General features: G+C 42.6%; 15 protein-coding genes. 14 read left to right on the top strand and 1 reads right to left on the bottom strand.

The window, feature by feature from the left end:
- Positions 1 to 12: 12 nt before the first annotated feature.
- The 9 genes from leuB (at position 13) to yihA (ending at position 12222) form a co-directional block, all read left to right on the top strand.
- Positions 13 to 1110 carry a 3-isopropylmalate dehydrogenase gene (gene leuB / locus MHB67_RS12660; protein ID WP_103131874.1) on the top strand — a complete coding sequence of 366 codons (1098 nt, stop codon included), beginning with the start codon at positions 13 to 15 and terminating at the stop codon, positions 1108 to 1110.
- A gap of 40 nt (positions 1111 to 1150) precedes the next feature.
- On the top strand, positions 1151 to 2566 hold the full coding sequence (leuC, locus tag MHB67_RS12655) for a 3-isopropylmalate dehydratase large subunit (protein ID WP_234107266.1): 1416 nt from the start codon (positions 1151 to 1153) through the stop codon (positions 2564 to 2566).
- Between the two features lie 13 nt (positions 2567 to 2579).
- A complete protein-coding gene (gene leuD / locus MHB67_RS12650; protein ID WP_234107265.1) occupies positions 2580 to 3179 on the top strand; it encodes a 3-isopropylmalate dehydratase small subunit in 600 nt (199 codons plus the stop codon).
- 125 nt (positions 3180 to 3304) lie between these two features.
- A complete protein-coding gene (gene ddcA, locus MHB67_RS12645; protein WP_087977638.1) occupies positions 3305 to 4312 on the top strand; it encodes a DNA damage checkpoint antagonist DdcA in 1008 nt (335 codons plus the stop codon).
- 240 nt (positions 4313 to 4552) lie between these two features.
- On the top strand, positions 4553 to 5827 hold the full coding sequence (tig, locus tag MHB67_RS12640; RefSeq protein WP_171464554.1) for a trigger factor: 1275 nt from the start codon (positions 4553 to 4555) through the stop codon (positions 5825 to 5827).
- 251 nt (positions 5828 to 6078) lie between these two features.
- Positions 6079 to 7344, top strand: a complete 1266-nt coding sequence (gene clpX / locus MHB67_RS12635) for an ATP-dependent protease ATP-binding subunit ClpX (protein WP_024423180.1) — start codon at positions 6079 to 6081, stop codon at positions 7342 to 7344.
- A gap of 136 nt (positions 7345 to 7480) precedes the next feature.
- Entirely contained in the window at positions 7481 to 9142 is a 1662-nt protein-coding gene (lonB, locus tag MHB67_RS12630; RefSeq protein WP_073206715.1) for an ATP-dependent protease LonB, read from the top strand.
- Between the two features lie 171 nt (positions 9143 to 9313).
- Positions 9314 to 11638: an endopeptidase La gene (gene lon, locus MHB67_RS12625; RefSeq protein WP_234107264.1), complete on the top strand. Its 2325-nt coding sequence runs from the start codon at positions 9314 to 9316 to the stop codon at positions 11636 to 11638.
- A complete protein-coding gene (gene yihA / locus MHB67_RS12620; protein WP_024423177.1) occupies positions 11635 to 12222 on the top strand; it encodes a ribosome biogenesis GTP-binding protein YihA/YsxC in 588 nt (195 codons plus the stop codon). The genes lon and yihA overlap by 4 nt, the downstream gene beginning before the upstream one ends.
- 211 nt (positions 12223 to 12433) lie before the next feature.
- Here the strand turns inward: yihA and MHB67_RS12615 are convergent, their stop codons facing one another.
- Complete coding sequence (locus tag MHB67_RS12615; RefSeq protein ID WP_206534411.1) at positions 12434 to 12919, bottom strand: hypothetical protein; 486 nt, start codon at positions 12917 to 12919, stop codon at positions 12434 to 12436.
- Between the two features lie 242 nt (positions 12920 to 13161).
- Between MHB67_RS12615 and hemA the strand changes: the two genes are divergently transcribed.
- From hemA to hemB, 5 genes are read left to right on the top strand one after another with little or no spacing between them, the layout of a single operon-like run.
- Positions 13162 to 14529, top strand: a complete 1368-nt coding sequence (gene hemA, locus MHB67_RS12610; protein WP_024427831.1) for a glutamyl-tRNA reductase — start codon at positions 13162 to 13164, stop codon at positions 14527 to 14529.
- Positions 14530 to 14536: 7 nt separating this feature from the next.
- A complete protein-coding gene (locus tag MHB67_RS12605) occupies positions 14537 to 15367 on the top strand; it encodes a cytochrome c biogenesis protein (protein ID WP_122631802.1) in 831 nt (276 codons plus the stop codon).
- Between the two features lie 37 nt (positions 15368 to 15404).
- The gene (gene hemC, locus MHB67_RS12600; protein WP_268414794.1) at positions 15405 to 16337 is read left to right on the top strand and encodes a hydroxymethylbilane synthase; all 933 of its coding nucleotides are present in this window, start codon (positions 15405 to 15407) and stop codon (positions 16335 to 16337) included.
- On the top strand, positions 16334 to 17125 hold the full coding sequence (locus tag MHB67_RS12595; protein WP_268414792.1) for a uroporphyrinogen-III synthase: 792 nt from the start codon (positions 16334 to 16336) through the stop codon (positions 17123 to 17125). The genes hemC and MHB67_RS12595 overlap by 4 nt, the downstream gene beginning before the upstream one ends.
- The gene (gene hemB / locus MHB67_RS12590) at positions 17125 to 18093 is read left to right on the top strand and encodes a porphobilinogen synthase (RefSeq protein WP_029706177.1); all 969 of its coding nucleotides are present in this window, start codon (positions 17125 to 17127) and stop codon (positions 18091 to 18093) included. Before MHB67_RS12595 ends, hemB begins: the two co-directional genes overlap by 1 nt.
- Positions 18094 to 18120 lie beyond the last annotated feature (27 nt).

The raw sequence follows: 18120 nt of genomic DNA, 5'->3' as shown, positions 1-18120 counted from the left end.
AGGAAGGTTCTCATGAAAAAGAAAATTGCACTTTTGCCCGGCGATGGAATCGGACCGGAAGTTGTGACATCTGCAGTCGCCGTCCTTCAAGAGGCAGCGGCTCAATTTAGACACGAATTCGAATTCGAAACTGCGCTTATTGGCGGTATCGCAATAGATGAAAAAAACAACCCGCTTCCAAAGGAAACAGTAGATGTATGCAAAAACGCTGATGCGATTTTATTAGGAGCAGTCGGCGGACCAAAGTGGGATCAAAACCCGCCAGAGCTTCGTCCAGAAAAAGGCTTACTTGCCATTCGTAAACAGCTGGACTTATTTGCAAACATCCGCCCTGTAAAGGTGTTCGATAGTTTAAGCGAGGCATCTCCATTAAAACAGGATCACATTAACGGAGTCGATTTCGTCATCGTTCGTGAATTAACTGGCGGTCTCTATTTTGGTGAACCAAGCGAACGCTATACGGATGATGAAGGAAAAGAAGCTGCCGTTGATACGCTCCTTTATACAAAGGAAGAAATTGTCCGCGTATTAAAAGAAGCGTTCGACATGGCTTTAACGAGACGGAAAAAAGTGACGTCTGTGGATAAAGCGAATGTTCTTGCTTCTAGTAAACTATGGCGGGATGCAGTAGAAGAAGTTGCTGCTCAATATCCAGAAGTTGAATTTGAGCATATGCTCGTCGACAATGCTGCCATGCAGCTGATTTACAAGCCCGCTCAATTTGATGTCATTGTGACGGAGAATATGTTCGGTGATATTTTAAGTGACGAAGCTTCTATGATTACTGGATCACTCGGCATGCTGCCATCTGCTAGTTTATCAAGCACTGGCCTTCATTTATATGAGCCAATTCATGGTTCAGCACCCGATATTGCGGGGCAAAACGTTGCAAACCCTCTGGCAACCATTTTATCAGCAGCAAGCTTGCTTAGAACATCCTTTGCATTAGAAGAAGAAGCGGCTGCAATAGAAGAAGCTGTCGAAGCTGTTCTTGCCTCTGGCAAACGAACAAAAGATTTAGCAGCAAAAGAGGGAACTTATCAAACGACTGAAGAAATCACTAATGCGGTTGTAGACGCACTCAAGCAGCGCGTGCAAACCATTGTGTAAATAGAATCTTGTGGAATTAGATAGAGGGAGGAAAAGGGTTATGCCTCGAACAATCATCGAAAAAATATGGGATCAGCATGTAGTCAAAAGCGGCGAGGGAAAACCAGACCTTTTATATATTGATCTGCACTTGGTGCATGAAGTGACATCACCTCAAGCATTTGAAGGATTAAGACAAAAAGGACGCAAGGTGAGAAGACCTCAAAATACGTTTGCGACGATGGATCACAACATCCCAACAGTGAATCGATTTGTGATCAAAGATGAGATTGCTAAAAAGCAAGTGAGTGCCTTAGAGCGCAACTGTGCGGAATTTGGCGTTCGTCTTGCTGACCTTCACAGTGTTGACCAAGGAATTGTCCATGTCGTTGGACCTGAGCTTGGATTGACACTTCCGGGGAAAACAATCGTTTGTGGAGATAGTCATACATCAACTCACGGCGCGTTTGGTGCACTTGCCTTTGGGATCGGTACTAGTGAGGTTGAACATGTACTTTCTACACAAACACTTTGGCAGCAGCGTCCGAAAACGCTAGAAATTAGAGTAGACGGAAAGCTTCAAAAAGGGGTAACCGCCAAAGATGTCATTTTAGCCGTCATTGGTGCGCACGGCGTGAAGTTCGGCTCAGGTTATGTCATTGAATACACTGGGGAAGTATTCAGAAACATGACAATGGATGAGCGGATGACTGTTTGTAATATGTCGATTGAAGCAGGCGCGAGAGCAGGATTGATTGCACCTGATGAAGTCACCTTTGAATATTGCCGCGGCCGCAAATATGCACCGCAGGGCGAGGATTTCGAAGCAGCTATTAAAGAATGGGAAGAACTTAGAACAGATCCAGGTGCAACTTACGATAAAACCATTGTGTTAGATGGAAATAAGATTTCACCAATGGTTACGTGGGGAATTAACCCAGGAATGGTACTCCCTGTGGATGCATCAATCCCAGGACCTGAGGACTTTGCACAAGAAGATGATCAAAAAGAAGCGATTCGTGCTTACGAATACATGGGTGTCCACCCGCATCAGCGTATAGAAGATATTACGATTGAGCATGTCTTTATCGGCTCATGTACGAACTCAAGAATGACTGATTTACGCCAAGCTGCTTCTATGATTGAAGGACAAAAAGTAGCAGATCATGTCAGAGCGATTGTGGTGCCTGGCTCTCAAAGTGTCAAATTGCAAGCAGAAGAAGAAGGTCTTCATGAAATCTTCCTTGAAGCAGGATTTGAATGGAGAGAATCTGGCTGCAGTATGTGTCTTAGTATGAATAACGATGTGGTACCGGAGGGCGAACGCTGCGCGTCCACATCAAACCGTAACTTTGAAGGGCGTCAAGGGAAGGGTGCGAGAACGCATCTTGTCAGCCCGGCAATGGCTGCAATGGCTGCGATACATGGCCGCTTTGTCGATGTCAGGAAGTTTAATCAAGAGAAAACAGTCGTGTAAGGAGTTGTCATAGATGGAGCCTTTAGTCACTCATAAAGGAAAAGCCGCTGTGCTTAACCGTATCAATGTAGATACAGATCAAATTATTCCGAAACAATTTTTAAAAAGAATCGAACGAACAGGATATGGCCGCTTTGCCTTTTTCGACTGGCGTTATTTAGCCGATGGCAGCCCAAATCCAGATTTCGAACTAAATCAGCCGATCTATGAAGGAGCATCCATTTTGATCGCAGGGGAGAACTTTGGCTGCGGATCATCTAGGGAACATGCTCCTTGGGCGCTTGATGATTATGGCTTTAAAATTGTCATCGCACCATCATTCGCAGATATATTTCATCAAAACTGCTTTAAAAATGGGATGCTTCCGATTCGCCTTGATTATGATGTGTGGAAAACCTTCGCTGCGTCATATGAGAAAAAAGGGTATGAGATGACGGTTGATCTTGAAAAACAGCAGATAGAAGATCATGAAGGGAATATCACCCCTTTTCAAGTCGACCCTCACTGGAGAGAAATGCTCCTAAATGGTTATGATGAGATTTCATTAACATTACTTCTAGAAGATGACATTCAAGCATTTGAAGAAAAGCGCAGCAGCTGGCTGCGCGCTTAAGCAACGAGAAGCTGTCCGCCCGAGGTGTGACGGCTTCTTTTTTGCATGAAAACCTCTCGTTACTTGTGTTTACTAATCTTCGTTGGTAAACTGATAAAAAATATGCGCCCGAAAGGAACGTAAGCATGAAGCATGACAAGAAGAAAGATAATGTCATTTTGTTTCCTGGTCTGAAAGAAAGACTGATTGAAAAAGGAATGGCAGCATTAAAAGATAAGCAGTATCAAGAGGCGCTTCACTTGTTTTCAGAAGCTAAATCGTACGATGACGATGAAGAATCCGATATTCACCTCGGAATGGCCATTTGTTTTCTGGAGCTGGGTGAGCTGCAGGATGCAAAGCGTGTTTGTGAAAAAATGTTGCATGAAGGATATGGCCACTATTTCACTGTGCTCCAAGTGTATATGACGATCCTCATTCAGCTGAAAGAATATGAAGAAGTCAAACAGACGATTGAGGCTGTGCTCGAGGAAAACCATCTTCCGGCAGAAAGCGCGGAGCATTTTTACAAGCTGCTCGAATTTAGCAGAAAAATGATCGAATCACCTGAAGAGATTTTAGATGAAGATGAGGACGCCGGAAGTGAGGTCAACATAGATGATATGCTGAAGCGTCCGGAAGAACAGGTCCAGTTCATTCATTCATTGAAAGACCGGAATATTACACCGCATATGGGTCTATTAAATACAATCTTACAAAATCCTGATGGGAACCCTTTGGTCAAATCAATGATCCTGCAGCTTCTGGCAGATCATGATGTGGCAAAACCGGTTCATGTGACAAAATTCGGTGATTCTTTAACCCTTATTCCTTCTGAGGCTGTAAAGCCAGAGCAGATGCCGCTCCTTCAGCAAGTCCTTCGTATGCTTGATGACACGCTCGGCAATGAGAATCCGACCCTTTACCAAGCCGTGGAAGAGTTATGGCGCCGGCACTTATTTGTGTTGTATCCATTTCTTCCTAAATACACAGATCCGAGTCTTTGGGCAGCGGCACTTCATAAAGTAGGCTATGAAATGCATGGAATTGAGATTGAACTCGAAGAATTGCATCTATTGTATGAATTTAACGAACGAGAGCTGAGAGAAGCTTGCACAATGCTGAAAGATATTGAAGAAATTTCTTATTTGTAATTTGTCGATTTAGTTGAAAGACGGACTTGTTATGTTATAATATAATGGTTGTATTTGTGCATATATAGTGCAGTTGTCAGATTCCAACGGTTGAAAGACGATATGTATAATCAAGTCAAATGTTGTATACATAATGCAAGCTTCTTAGCGGAGTGCGTGGTTTTTGATTGGACGAAGTCTTTATGATGCTTTAGAATGGAGCAACGCACAATCTGAATAGATTTTTGGAGGGAAACACACATGTCAGTAAAATGGGAAAAACAAGAAGGTAACGAAGGCGTACTAACTGTAGAAGTTGACGCTGAAACATTTAACAAAGCACTTGATGATGCATTTAAGAAAGTGGTTAAGCAAGTATCGATCCCTGGATTCCGTAAAGGGAAAGTACCACGTGGTCTTTTCGAGCAGCGTTTTGGTGTAGAATCTCTTTATCAAGATGCATTAGATATTCTTCTTCCGGTTGAATATCCAAAAGCAATCGACGAAGCTGGTATCGAGCCAGTTGACCGCCCTGAAATCGATGTTGAGAAAATCGAAAAAGGCGAAAACTTAATCTTCACTGCAAAAGTAACAGTGAAGCCTGAAGTAAAACTTGGTGACTACAAAGGTCTTAACGTAGAAAAAGACGACACAGCTGTTACTGATGAAGATGTACAAGAAGAGCTTAAAGGCATGCAAAACCGTCAAGCTGAGCTTGTTGTCAAAGAAGAAGGCGCAATCGAAAACGGCGATACAGTTGTTCTTGATTTCGAAGGATTCGTTGATGGAGAAGCATTCGAAGGCGGAAAAGCTGAGAACTACTCTCTTGAAGTAGGTTCTGGTTCATTCATTCCTGGTTTCGAAGAGCAATTAGTTGGTCTTGAAGCTGGCGGTGAAAAAGACGTAGAAGTTACATTCCCAGAAGAATACCATGCTGAAGACCTTGCAGGTAAACCAGCTGTATTCAAAGTGAAAATTCATGAAATCAAAGCAAAAGAACTTCCAGCACTTGACGATGAGTTCGCTAAAGATGTTGATGAAGAAGTAGAAACGCTTGCTGAGTTAACTGAAAAAACGAAGAAACGTCTTGAAGAAGCAAAAGAAAACGAAGCAGAAGGAAAACTTCGTGAAGAGCTAGTTGCGAAAGCTTCTGAAAATGCGGAAGTTGACATCCCACAAGCGATGGTTGACACTGAGCTAGACCGCATGATGAAAGAATTCGAACAACGTCTTCAAATGCAAGGAATGAACCTTGAGCTTTACTTCCAATTCTCTGGACAAGATGAAGATGCGCTGAAAGAGCAAATGAAAGAAGATGCTGCTAAACGCGTAAAATCTAACCTAACACTTGAAGCAATTGCTGCTGCAGAAAACTTACAAGTGTCTGACGAAGAAGTGGAAGAAGAACTTTCAAAAATGGCTGAAGCATACAACATGCCAATTGAAAATATCAAACAAGCGATCGGATCTACTGAAGCAATGAAAGAAGATCTAAAAGTTCGTAAAGCAATTGATTTTCTTGTAGAAAACCGTTAATATGGTGCATAATAATAAAACAGGGCGCGAGTGACTCGTGCCTTGTTTTGTACAATTTTTGACTTATCATCGCTTCTTTTGGAAACGATAGTGTAAGTCGCATCTTTCTGTCATACATATCTCAATGTGCAGTGTTAGAAACACATCGTTACCGTCTTTTAGGAAAGTATGGTAAAATGCATACATACTGGACCCAGAAAGGTAGCTGACTGTTAGCTACAGGCAAGTGAAGAAGAATAAGGGGTGAAAGAATGTTTAAATTCAACGAGGAAAAAGGTCAATTAAAATGCTCGTTTTGCGGAAAAACGCAAGATCAAGTGCGTAAACTGGTCGCAGGACCTGGCGTATATATATGTGATGAATGTATCGAGCTTTGCACGGAAATAGTTGAAGAAGAGCTCGGCACAGAGGAAGAAGTTGAATTCAAGGATGTTCCGAAGCCTCATGAAATTCGGGAGATTCTTGATGAATATGTCATCGGACAAGACAATGCGAAAAAATCCTTAGCTGTAGCGGTGTATAACCACTACAAACGGATCAATTCCAACAGCAAGATTGATGATGTTGAGCTTTCGAAAAGTAATATTTCTATGATTGGACCAACAGGAAGCGGTAAAACATTACTTGCTCAAACACTTGCACGTATTTTAAATGTTCCATTTGCGATCGCAGATGCAACATCATTAACTGAAGCGGGTTATGTTGGTGAAGACGTAGAGAATATTTTACTAAAGCTGATCCAGGCAGCGGATTATGATGTAGAAAAAGCGGAAAAAGGCATTATCTACATCGATGAGATCGATAAAGTAGCAAGAAAATCAGAAAACCCTTCTATCACTCGCGATGTATCTGGGGAAGGCGTCCAGCAAGCCCTTTTGAAAATTCTTGAAGGAACAGTCGCTAGTGTACCGCCTCAAGGTGGACGTAAGCATCCGCATCAAGAATTCATTCAAATTGATACGACGAACATCCTCTTCATTTGTGGAGGAGCCTTTGACGGGATTGAGCAAATCATCAAACGCCGCTTAGGTCAAAAAGTAATTGGATTCGGTGCGGAAAATAAAGTCGAAGATCTTGAAAAAGAAGTCCTTCTATCAAAAGTACTGCCAGAAGACTTGCTTCGCTTCGGTTTAATTCCAGAATTCATCGGTCGTCTGCCGGTTATTGCAAGCCTAGAGCCGTTAGATGAAAAAGCACTTGTAGAAATCTTGACGAAGCCTAAAAATGCGCTTGTTAAGCAATATACAAAAATGCTTGAGCTTGACGATGTAGAGCTTGAATTTGAAGAAGATGCTCTTAGCGAAATTGCGAAAAAGGCAATTGAGCGTAAAACAGGAGCTCGTGGTCTTCGCTCGATCATTGAAGGCATCATGCTTGATGTCATGTTTGACCTTCCATCTCGTGATGATATTGAAAAATGTGTCATCACTGGTGCAACGGTTGCTGATGGTGAGCCGCCGCGTCTTGTGTTAAAGGATGGCACAGTCGTCAACAAGGATACTAAAACATCTGCATAAGAGAAGTCTCGCTCCTGAATCATTTTGATTCAGGAGTTTTTTATTTATCGTCGAAGACGTGTTTATTCCGTCCAGCTCTAGGAAATACTAGCAGACAGAAACCAATACATACGATAGATGAAGGAGGGAGCACCGATTGAGCTGGACAGGAATCGTATTATTTATACAGCTGTTCTTTGGTATCGTCATCGGGCTGTACTTTTGGAACTTACTGCGAAATCAGCGCACACAAAAGGTGACGATAGACAAAGAATCAAAAAAAGAAATGGAAGCACTCAGAAAGATGCGGTCAATCAAGCTGAGTGAGCCTTTATCAGAGAGAGTCCGGCCAAAGGGGTTTCAAGATATTGTAGGGCAGGAAGACGGCATTCGTGCTCTAAAAGCAGCGCTGTGCGGACCGAATCCTCAGCATGTCATTGTCTACGGACCACCGGGGGTTGGAAAAACAGCCGCTGCCCGTCTTGTCATGGAAGAAGCGAAACGTCATGCTGATTCACCGTTTAAGAAAGATGCGGTATTTGTGGAGCTCGATGCCACAACCGCAAGATTCGATGAACGGGGCATCGCAGACCCGCTCATTGGTTCTGTGCATGACCCGATTTACCAAGGGGCGGGAGCGATGGGACAGGCCGGCATTCCGCAGCCAAAACAAGGAGCCGTTACGCATGCGCATGGCGGGGTTCTGTTTATCGATGAAATTGGAGAACTGCATCCGATTCAAATGAACAAAATGCTGAAAGTCCTTGAAGATCGGAAAGTATTTTTAGATAGCGCCTACTATAGTGAGGAAAACACTCAAATTCCGAATCACATTCATGACATTTTTCAAAATGGACTTCCGGCTGATTTTCGATTGATAGGTGCCACGACAAGAACACCTGAAGAAATTCCACCAGCGATTCGATCGAGGTGTTTGGAAATTTTCTTTAAGGACCTTGACCAGCATGAACTGAAAATTGTCGCTGCTAAGGCTGTCCAGAAAATCCAAAAGGAATTATGTGATGAAGGGCTGAACTTGTTAACCTCTTATGTGAAAAATGGCCGTGAAGCAGTCAATATGGTGCAGATCGCCGCTGGAATGGCCGTCACGGAAAACAGAAAAGACATCACGATCGCCGATGTCGAGTGGGTCATTCACTCAAGCCAGCTGACACCAAGATATGAACAAAAAGTACCGGAAAAGCCAAAAGTCGGTGTAGTGAATGGTCTGGCAGTCTACGGACCAAACAGCGGTGCCTTGCTCGAGATTGAAGTGAATATATGTAAGGCACTCGAAAAAGGAAGTATCAACATTACAGGCATTGCAGAAGAAGAAAGCATTGGCAGTCAGTCTAAATCTATTCGACGAAAAAGTATGGCAAAAGGATCTGTTGAAAATGTATTAACAGTGCTGAGAAACTTAGGGATACGGACAAATGAATATGACATCCATATTAATTTTCCAGGCGGTGCCCCTATTGATGGACCGTCTGCTGGGATTGCCATGGCGGCAGCGATTTTCTCTGCCATTCATCAAATCCCGATTGATCATCTTACAGCAATGACAGGTGAAATCGGATTGCAGGGTCAGGTGAAGCCGATCGGCGGTGTAATACCGAAGATTAAGGCGGCGAAACAAGCTGGTGCCACAACTGTGATTATTCCTTATGACAACCAGCAGTCGATCTTAAAAGAGATTGAAGGCGTCACCATTGTGCCTGTGAAGCACTTCCAAGAGGTGCTGGATCACTGTTTGGTCAACCCGCCAGACGAGAAGAAAGATGGACTAGAAGAGGAAATGAAAAGAAAATCTGTTTAATCCCCATCACATATGGGGATTTTTTAGTGAAATAGATCTTTTTTTCTTTTTCAAGATAAAAAGAAAGGGTATACTACGGTAAGATCATCATTTCTCAAGTCTTTTACATTGTACAAGACTGAAACAGGTATATTATAATGATTCATACTAGTGACGGAGGTGTCAATCAACATGGCAGATGAAATCAAAAAGAATGTTCCGCTCCTCCCATTGCGAGGCTTGCTTGTTTATCCAACAATGGTCTTGCATTTGGACGTTGGACGCGAGAAGTCTGTTCAAGCATTAGAACAGGCGATGATGAATGATCATATGATTTTTCTAGCAACACAGCGGGAAATTTCAATAGATGAACCAGGTGAAGAGGAAATTTTCAAAGTCGGCACCTACACAAAAATCAAACAAATGCTGAAGCTGCCGAATGGAACGATTCGTGTACTCGTTGAAGGCTTAAATCGAGCGCAGATCGAGTCATATGTGGAGCTTGAGGACTATACGTCCGTCGATATTAAAGAATTGGCAGAAGAAGAGTTAAAGGACGCAGAAGCAGAAGCACTCATGCGCACTTTGTTAGATCACTTTGATCAGTACATAAAAATTTCAAAAAAAATCTCAGCTGAAACATATGCAACGGTGACGGATATTGAGGAACCGGGGAGAATGGCAGATATCGTCGCTTCTCACCTGCCGCTCAAATTAAAGGACAAACAAGAAGTACTGGAAACAGTGGATGTCAAAAAACGTCTGAATCGTGTCATCAGCTTAATCCACAATGAAAAAGAAGTGCTGGAAATTGAAAAGAAAATTGGCCAGCGCGTCAAACGTTCAATGGAACGAACGCAAAAAGAATATTATTTGCGTGAACAAATGAAAGCCATTCAAAAGGAGCTTGGAGACAAGGAAGGAAAAACAGGCGAAGTCAGTTCATTAATGTCTAAAATCGAAGAGTCCAGCATGCCGGATTCTGTTCGTGAAACGGCGCTAAAAGAATTGAACCGTTATGAAAAAATTCCTTCAAGCTCTGCGGAGAGCTCTGTCATTCGAAATTATATTGATTGGCTGATTAATCTTCCATGGGGCATCTATACAGAAGATCGTCTAGATTTAAAGCTTGCAAGTGAAATTTTAGATGATGAGCATCATGGACTGGAAAAAGTCAAAGAACGTGTACTTGAATACCTTGCTGTACAGAAGCTGACCAATTCATTAAAAGGACCGATTCTTTGCTTAGCAGGACCTCCTGGGGTAGGGAAAACGTCACTTGCCAAATCGATTGCTAAATCACTTGACCGAAAGTTTATCCGTATCTCTCTTGGCGGGGTGCGTGATGAATCTGAAATTCGCGGACATAGAAGAACATATGTAGGGGCGATGCCAGGCCGTATCATTCGCGGGATGAGTAAGGCAGGCACAATGAATCCAGTGTTTCTTTTAGATGAAATCGATAAGATGTCCTCTGATTTTAGAGGTGATCCGTCTTCTGCGATGCTTGAAGTGCTGGATCCAGAGCAAAATCACAACTTTAGCGATCACTATATTGAAGAGACATTTGATTTATCGCAGGTGTTATTTATTGCCACTGCCAACAATTTAGCAACCATTCCAGGTCCACTTCGTGATAGAATGGAGATTATCACGATTGCAGGGTATACAGAGGTTGAAAAAGCAGAGATTGTGAAAGATCATCTTCTGCCGAAGCAGCTAAAGGAGCACGGATTAAAGAAAGGGAACTTGCAGCTTCGTGAAGCAGCGATTTATGATATGATTCGCTATTACACAAGAGAAGCAGGAGTTCGTGGATTAGAGCGTCAGCTTGCAGCCATTTGCCGAAAAGCGGCAAGAGCGATTGTGGCTGAAGACCGCAAGCGCATCACAGTGACGGAAAAGAACTTATCTGAATTTCTCGGAAAAAGACTTTACCGTTATGGTCAGGCTGAAACGACAGACCAAATCGGGGTTGTCACAGGACTTGCGTATACGACAGTTGGCGGAGACACCTTATCCATTGAGGTATCACTTTCTCCTGGTAAAGGCAAGCTCTTGTTAACAGGTAAGCTTGGTGATGTCATGAGAGAATCTGCACAGGCGGCATTCAGTTATATTCGTTCCAAAGCAGATGAACTGAACATTGATCCTAATTTTAATGAAAAGCACGATATTCATATCCATGTTCCAGAGGGTGCGGTTCCAAAGGACGGGCCATCAGCTGGTATCACCATTGCGACGGCTCTTGTATCAGCACTCACAGGACGTCCTGTATCAAAAGAGGTTGGTATGACAGGAGAGATAACGTTAAGAGGAAGAGTGCTTCCGATTGGCGGACTAAAAGAAAAAGCATTAGGCGCACATCGTGCAGGATTGAAAACCATCATTCTTCCAAAGGACAATGAGAAGGATATTGATGATATTCCTGAAAGTGTGAGAGAAGGACTAACCTTTATTCCGGTCTCACATTTAGATGAGGTGCTTGAGAAAGCGTTGGTAGGAGAGGGAAGATGAAAGTAACAAAATCAGATATCGTCATTAGTGCGGTGAAACCAGAGCAGTACCCGAGCGGCGGACTGCCTGAAATCGCGCTTGCTGGACGATCAAATGTTGGAAAGTCCTCGTTCATCAACTCATTGATTAATCGTAAAAATTTAGCGCGTACGTCTTCTAAACCAGGTAAGACCCAGACGCTTAATTTCTACATTATTAATGATATGCTCCATTTTGTGGACGTTCCGGGCTACGGTTTTGCCAAAGTATCAAAAACAGAGCGCGAAGCCTGGGGTAGAATGATCGAAACGTATATTACAATGCGTGAAGAATTAAAAGCAGTCGTCCAAATTGTGGACCTGCGCCATAAGCCATCAGTAGATGATGTGAACATGTATGAATTCCTTAAATATTACGGAGTTCCCGTGATCGTCATCGCAACAAAAGCGGATAAAATTCCAAAAGGTAAATGGGAAAAACATGCGAAAGTCGTCAAACAGACGCTCGACATTGACCCATCAGATGAACTCATCTTATTCTCTTCTGAAACAAAAAAAGGAAAAGATGAAGCCTGGAATGCGATCCTTGCGAAGGTAAACGGCTAAAAAAAGGCATCTGCGATGAGCAGATGCTTTTTTATCTTTGTCTTCTTTTCGGCGTGATAAGAAAACCCTTGAAGTCTAGAAAGGACGAGTACTGGCGCGGAGCGAATTTGCTATTCGTGAGCACCAGCACGCAGGACTGACACCGAATGCGAGGGTTTGTCTTTACGCTGAAGGCATCTGCCATGAGCAGATGCCTTTTTTATTGTATAAGTTATTTCCTTTTTAAAAATAATAAGAGGAGACTGATAGCAATCAGTACATAAGGCCAGTACAATTCAAAGCCGGAAGTAGGGATCGAAAGGGAACTTAGCTGTTTTGTAATTTGCTGAAAGAAATAAAGGAACAAACCGAGTGCGATCAGCACAACACTTTCAATTCGATATTCTTTTTTCTGAGATGATTTCACAAAGAGTGCAAGTCCTACGATGAACACAATCATTGTAAATGTGTCTGGCCAGTGGTCCAATTTAGGCTGTAGAATAAAGTGTAGCGAAAGGCCTGTCATGAGCATACCGATAAACACATGAGCGCTTTCTTGCTCCTTTTTTCCTTGATATAAGAACGCGAGGCCAAAAAGCAGTATAAGTGTATACCATTTCTCTTGATCCTTCCAAATGTCAAATTGACCTCCTGAGAGAATGGCATATAGCGCTACAGCCAATAAAGTGAGCGGCAGCAAAATGGATTTCTTCTTCAAAGATGTCACCTTCTTTTAAGCAGATCATTTGTCCGCACGCGCCAAATCTGGTAAATTGCTTGAAGTGATGATCTGGCATAATTGGTGTCGAACATTTTTCTACTATATCACAACATTTTTGAAATCTGTTCACAATTTTTATCCAGTTAAAAATGAATATATGTTATAATCATTATAAATAATAAATTCTATATTGTAATTATTATAAATTAGACAGGGCGTTGGGGGTGCAAGCTGAAGTTATGCATATTCTTGTTGTGGGTTTAGATTATAAAACAGCCCCTGTTGAGATACGGGAACAGCTGAGCTTTGAACCGAGTGAGCTCGGAACAGCGATGTCCAAGCTTAAAGAAGAAAAAAGCATTCTAGAGAATATCGTCATCTCAACATGTAATCGAACAGAGATCTACGCAGTAGTAGATCAGCTTCATACTGGACGGTTTTATATAAAAAGATTTTTAGCCGATTGGTTCGGTTTAGAAAAGGAAGATGTCTCTCCATATTTGAAGTTTTATGAAAACGATGGAGCGGTTGAGCATTTATTCCGTGTGGCTTGTGGACTTGATTCCATGGTCATTGGTGAAACGCAAATACTCGGTCAAGTACGTTCCAGCTTTAAAGTAGCTCAAGAGGAGAAGACCATTGGTACCGTTTTCAATTATTTATTTAAACAGGCGGTAACCGTTGCGAAGCGCTCTCATGCGGAAACGGATATTGCGTCTAATGCCGTGTCTGTCAGCTATGCAGCTGTTGAGCTTGCCAAAAAAATATTTGGACGTCTTTCTGATAAGCATGTCCTGATTCTTGGTGCGGGCAAAATGGGCGAACTGGCGGCTCAAAACCTTCAAGGTCAAGGAATTGGCCAAGTAACGGTCATCAACCGAACGTTTGAGAAGGCAAAGGAATTGGCGGGTCGTTTTTCAGGAGAGCCTAAAAGCTTAAATCAATTAGAAAAAACATTATCCGAAGCGGACATTTTAATCAGCTCAACGGGAGCGAAACAATTTGTCATTACAAAAGAAATGGTCGAAAGTGCGAATAAAAAACGGAAGGGCAGACCTCTATTTATGGTGGATATTGCTGTACCCCGTGATTTAGATCCAGCTATTTCTGAAGTAGAAGGTGCTTTTTTGTATGACATTGATGACCTTGAAGGCATCGTGGCTGCTAACTTAAAAGAGCGCCGTGCAGTGGCTGAGCAGGTTGAGCTCCTGATTGAAGCAGAAATTGTGGAATTTAAGCAATGGCTGAATACGTTAGGTGTTGTTCCGGTCATTTCTGCACTTAGAGAAAAGGCACTCACAATTCAAGCTGATACGATGCAGAGTATTGAGCGGAAGCTTCCAAACCTCACAAATCGTGAAATGAAGCTGTTAAATAAACATACGAAAAGCATCATCAACCAAATGCTGAAAGATCCTATCTTAAAGGCAAAAGAAATTGCCGCGGAGCCGAATGCAGAGGAAAAGCTTTTACTCTTTAAAGAAATCTTTGATCTACAGGTTGAAGATGAAGAGCAAAAGGTCGAGCCGATGCAGGTGGAGCAAGGATCATTTCAGCTGTTCAAACCAAATATGGCACAAGGCTTTGCTACAGTTGCCAGTGAGTGATTAAGCGATGATGGAATCCATTGTAGCGAGACTCAATGAAGCAACGATCTTAATCTATGCACTAAGTGTCTTGTTCTATTTCATAGATTTTCTTCAACACAACCGGAAGGCTGGAAAAATGGCTTTCTGGTTGCTTTCTATTGTCTGGCTGCTGCAAACAGTCTACATGTTCTATATTATGATGGAAACAGACCGATTCCCTGTGTTGAATGTAGCAGAGGGGTTATATTTTTATACGTGGGTGCTTGTGACACTTTCGCTTGTGCTCACAAAGATATTGCGCGTTGAATTTATTGTCTTTTTTACAAATGTGATCGGTTTTTCCATGATGGCGATTCACACCTTTACACCATCTGACCTCCATTCAGCAGAACTAACGGGGAAGCTGACGAGTGAACTGCTCGTGATTCATATTACGATGGCAATTTTATCCTACGGTGCCTTTTCACTTTCATTTGCGTTTTCACTGCTTTATCTCTTTCAATATCGTTTGCTGAAAAAGAAAAAATGGGGAAAATGGCTTTTGAGAATTGAAGACTTATCAAAGCTGGATCATATGGCGTACGTATTAAACATTATTGGTGTGCCTATGCTCTTGCTTAGTTTAATTCTTGGCATCATATGGGCATATATTTCGTATGATACGTTGTACTGGACAGATGCAAAGGTGCTTGGTTCGTTTATTATGCTGTTTTTATACGGCTTTTACTTATATATCAGATTGGTGAGAAATATGCAGGGCAAAATCGTGGCACTATGGAATGTCGCTTCATTTCTTGTGCTGATGATTAATTATTTTCTGCTTGGTAGCTTATCAACCTTTCATTGGTTTCAATAATGATGAGTCTTAAAGGCATTGTCGGGAGGAAGACGTATTGCGTACAATTAAAGTAGGTTCTAGACGAAGTAAGCTGGCAATTACACAAACAAAATGGGTCATTCAAAAGCTGTCTGAATTAAACCCTTCTTATTCTTTTGAAATAAAAGAAATTGTGACAAAGGGTGATCAAATTTTAGATGTGACTTTATCTAAGGTTGGCGGAAAAGGACTGTTTGTTAAAGAGATTGAGCAGGCGATGCTGAATCATGACATCGATATGGCGGTGCACAGCATGAAGGATATGCCCGCTGCTCTTCCAGAAGGTTTAGTTATTGGCTGTATTCCTGAGCGTGAAGATGTGCGGGATGCACTTATTTCGAAGGATCATCTAAGTCTCAGCGAACTGCCTAAGGGCGCAATTGTGGGAACAAGCAGCTTACGGCGCAGCGCCCAGCTTCTTCAGGAAAGACCAGATCTTGAGATTAAATGGATTCGAGGAAACATTGATACAAGATTGGAAAAGCTGAAAAATGAAGAGTATGATGCCATTATTCTAGCGGCTGCCGGTCTGTCCAGAATGGGATGGAGCAAAAAGGTCGTGTCGGAATTTTTATCTCCTGAGACTTGCCTTCCTGCCGTTGGACAAGGCGCGCTATCGATTGAGTGCCGCGGGGATGATGAAGAACTGCTTAAGCTTCTCGCCCAATTTACGAATGAATATACGAAGAAAACGGTCCTTGCAGAAAGAGCCTTCCTCAAACAAATGGATGGAAGCTGTCAGGTGCCGATCGCTGGCTATGCAACAATGAATGAGCATAATGAAATTGAACTAACAGGTCTTGTTGCTTCTGCTGATGGACACACGATTATTCGAGAAACCGTCACAGGCACTGACCCTGAAGCCATTGGAACAGCGTGTGCGAAGCAGATGGCCGATAAGGGAGCAAAGGATTTGATCGACAAGGTGAAAAAGGATCTGTCTCAATGAGCATAGGCAAATCGCTTCACGGACAGACGGTGCTTGTCACTCGAAATGAACGTCAAGCGGGCGTGTTTCAGCAAAAGATCGAAGCGCTGAACGGCCATGCGGTTTTAACCTCTCTTATTCGGTTTGAGGCTACGCTCACAAAAGAAAAAGCGCAGGCCTTTTTAAAGGACTTACAAAATAGCCACTGGCTTGTTTTCACGAGTGTGAATGGTGCGTCTTTTTTTCTGAATTACATAAAAGACCATCATTTACATAAGAGCTTAACCCATTTGAAAGTGGCTGCTGTAGGAGAGAAAACCTCTGCCTATCTTGAGCAGCACGGCTTGAAGGTGGATGTGGTGCCAGAACGATTTATAGCGGAGGAACTGGCAGATGCATTACTTGACCATGTACGCCCAGGAGAGCGTGTGTTTGTAGCAAAAGGGCATCTGTCACGAGATGTGGTCAAAGAGACCCTCATTCCGCTCGGCATAGAGGTAAAAGAATGGATTTTATATGAAACAGTTAAGGATGAGGAAGGAATTGCTGCTCTTAAATCGGCAATGACGAAGCAATCATTTGATTTTATTACATTTACGAGCTCATCCACTGTTCATTCTTTTATGCATGTGATGGAACCAGACGCAGCGATGCTTGCTGCATCTGACACCAGTTTTGTGACGATCGGTCCTCTGACAAAAGAGGCACTGCTTCAATACGGGATTTCATCTGAAACCCCAGAAACTTATACGATAGACGGAATGCTTGATTTAATGTGCCGTTTATCTGAAAGGAAGTTGAACCATTGATGAAATTTAACAGACACCGCAGATTGCGGACAAGCGCAGGAATGAGAGAATTAGTCAGAGAAACCTTTTTAAGACCATCTGATTTCATTTACCCGATCTTTTTTGTAGAGGGAGAAAATGTCCGAAAAGAAGTCTCTTCAATGCCAGGTGTATATCACATTTCTGTAGATCTTGTGAAAGAAGAAGTCCAAGAGCTTGTGGACCTTGGCATCAAATCAATCATTGTATTTGGTGTGCCAGATCATAAAGATCATGTAGGTAGTGAGGCGTATCACGATCACGGCATTGTTCAAAGAGCAACGCTTGAGATCAAAAAGCATTTCCCAGAGCTCGTGGTTATTGCAGACACTTGCTTATGCCAATATACAGATCACGGACATTGCGGAATCGTTGAAGATGGAGAAATCTTAAATGATGAATCTCTTCAGCTATTAGCGAAAACTGCTGTCAGCCAAGCGCGTGCAGGTGCAGATATCATCGCGCCTTCAAATATGATGGACGGATTTGTTGTTGCCATTCGTGAGGCACTTGATGAAGCAGGCTTTATTCATGTACCTGTCATGTCATATGCGGTGAAATATGCAAGTGCTTTTTACGGTCCGTTCCGTGATGCGGCACATAGTACACCGCAGTTTGGAGATCGTAAAACATATCAAATGGACCCTGCAAACCGTTTAGAAGCACTAAGAGAAGCGCAATCTGATGTAGAAGAGGGAGCTGACTTCTTAATTGTCAAACCATCCCTTTCTTACTTAGACATTATGCGTGATGTGAAAAATGAATTTACACTCCCTGTTGTTGCTTACAATGTGAGCGGAGAGTATGCAATGGTGAAAGCCGCTGCTCAAAATGGCTGGATTTCTGAAAAAGAGCTTGTTCTTGAAATGCTGACAAGCATGAAACGTGCAGGAGCAGAACTCATCATTACGTATCATGCAAAAGATGCAGCAAAATGGCTCTCAGAATAAAGAACGGATAGACAGGAGGACGTTGAA

The organism is Bacillus sp. FSL H8-0516 (genome assembly GCF_038635285.1).
Classification (GTDB): Bacteria; Bacillota; Bacilli; order Bacillales; family Bacillaceae; genus Bacillus; species Bacillus safensis.
The sequence above is the reverse complement of the archived record's forward strand: the minus strand, read 5'-3'. Positions and strand labels throughout refer to the sequence as shown.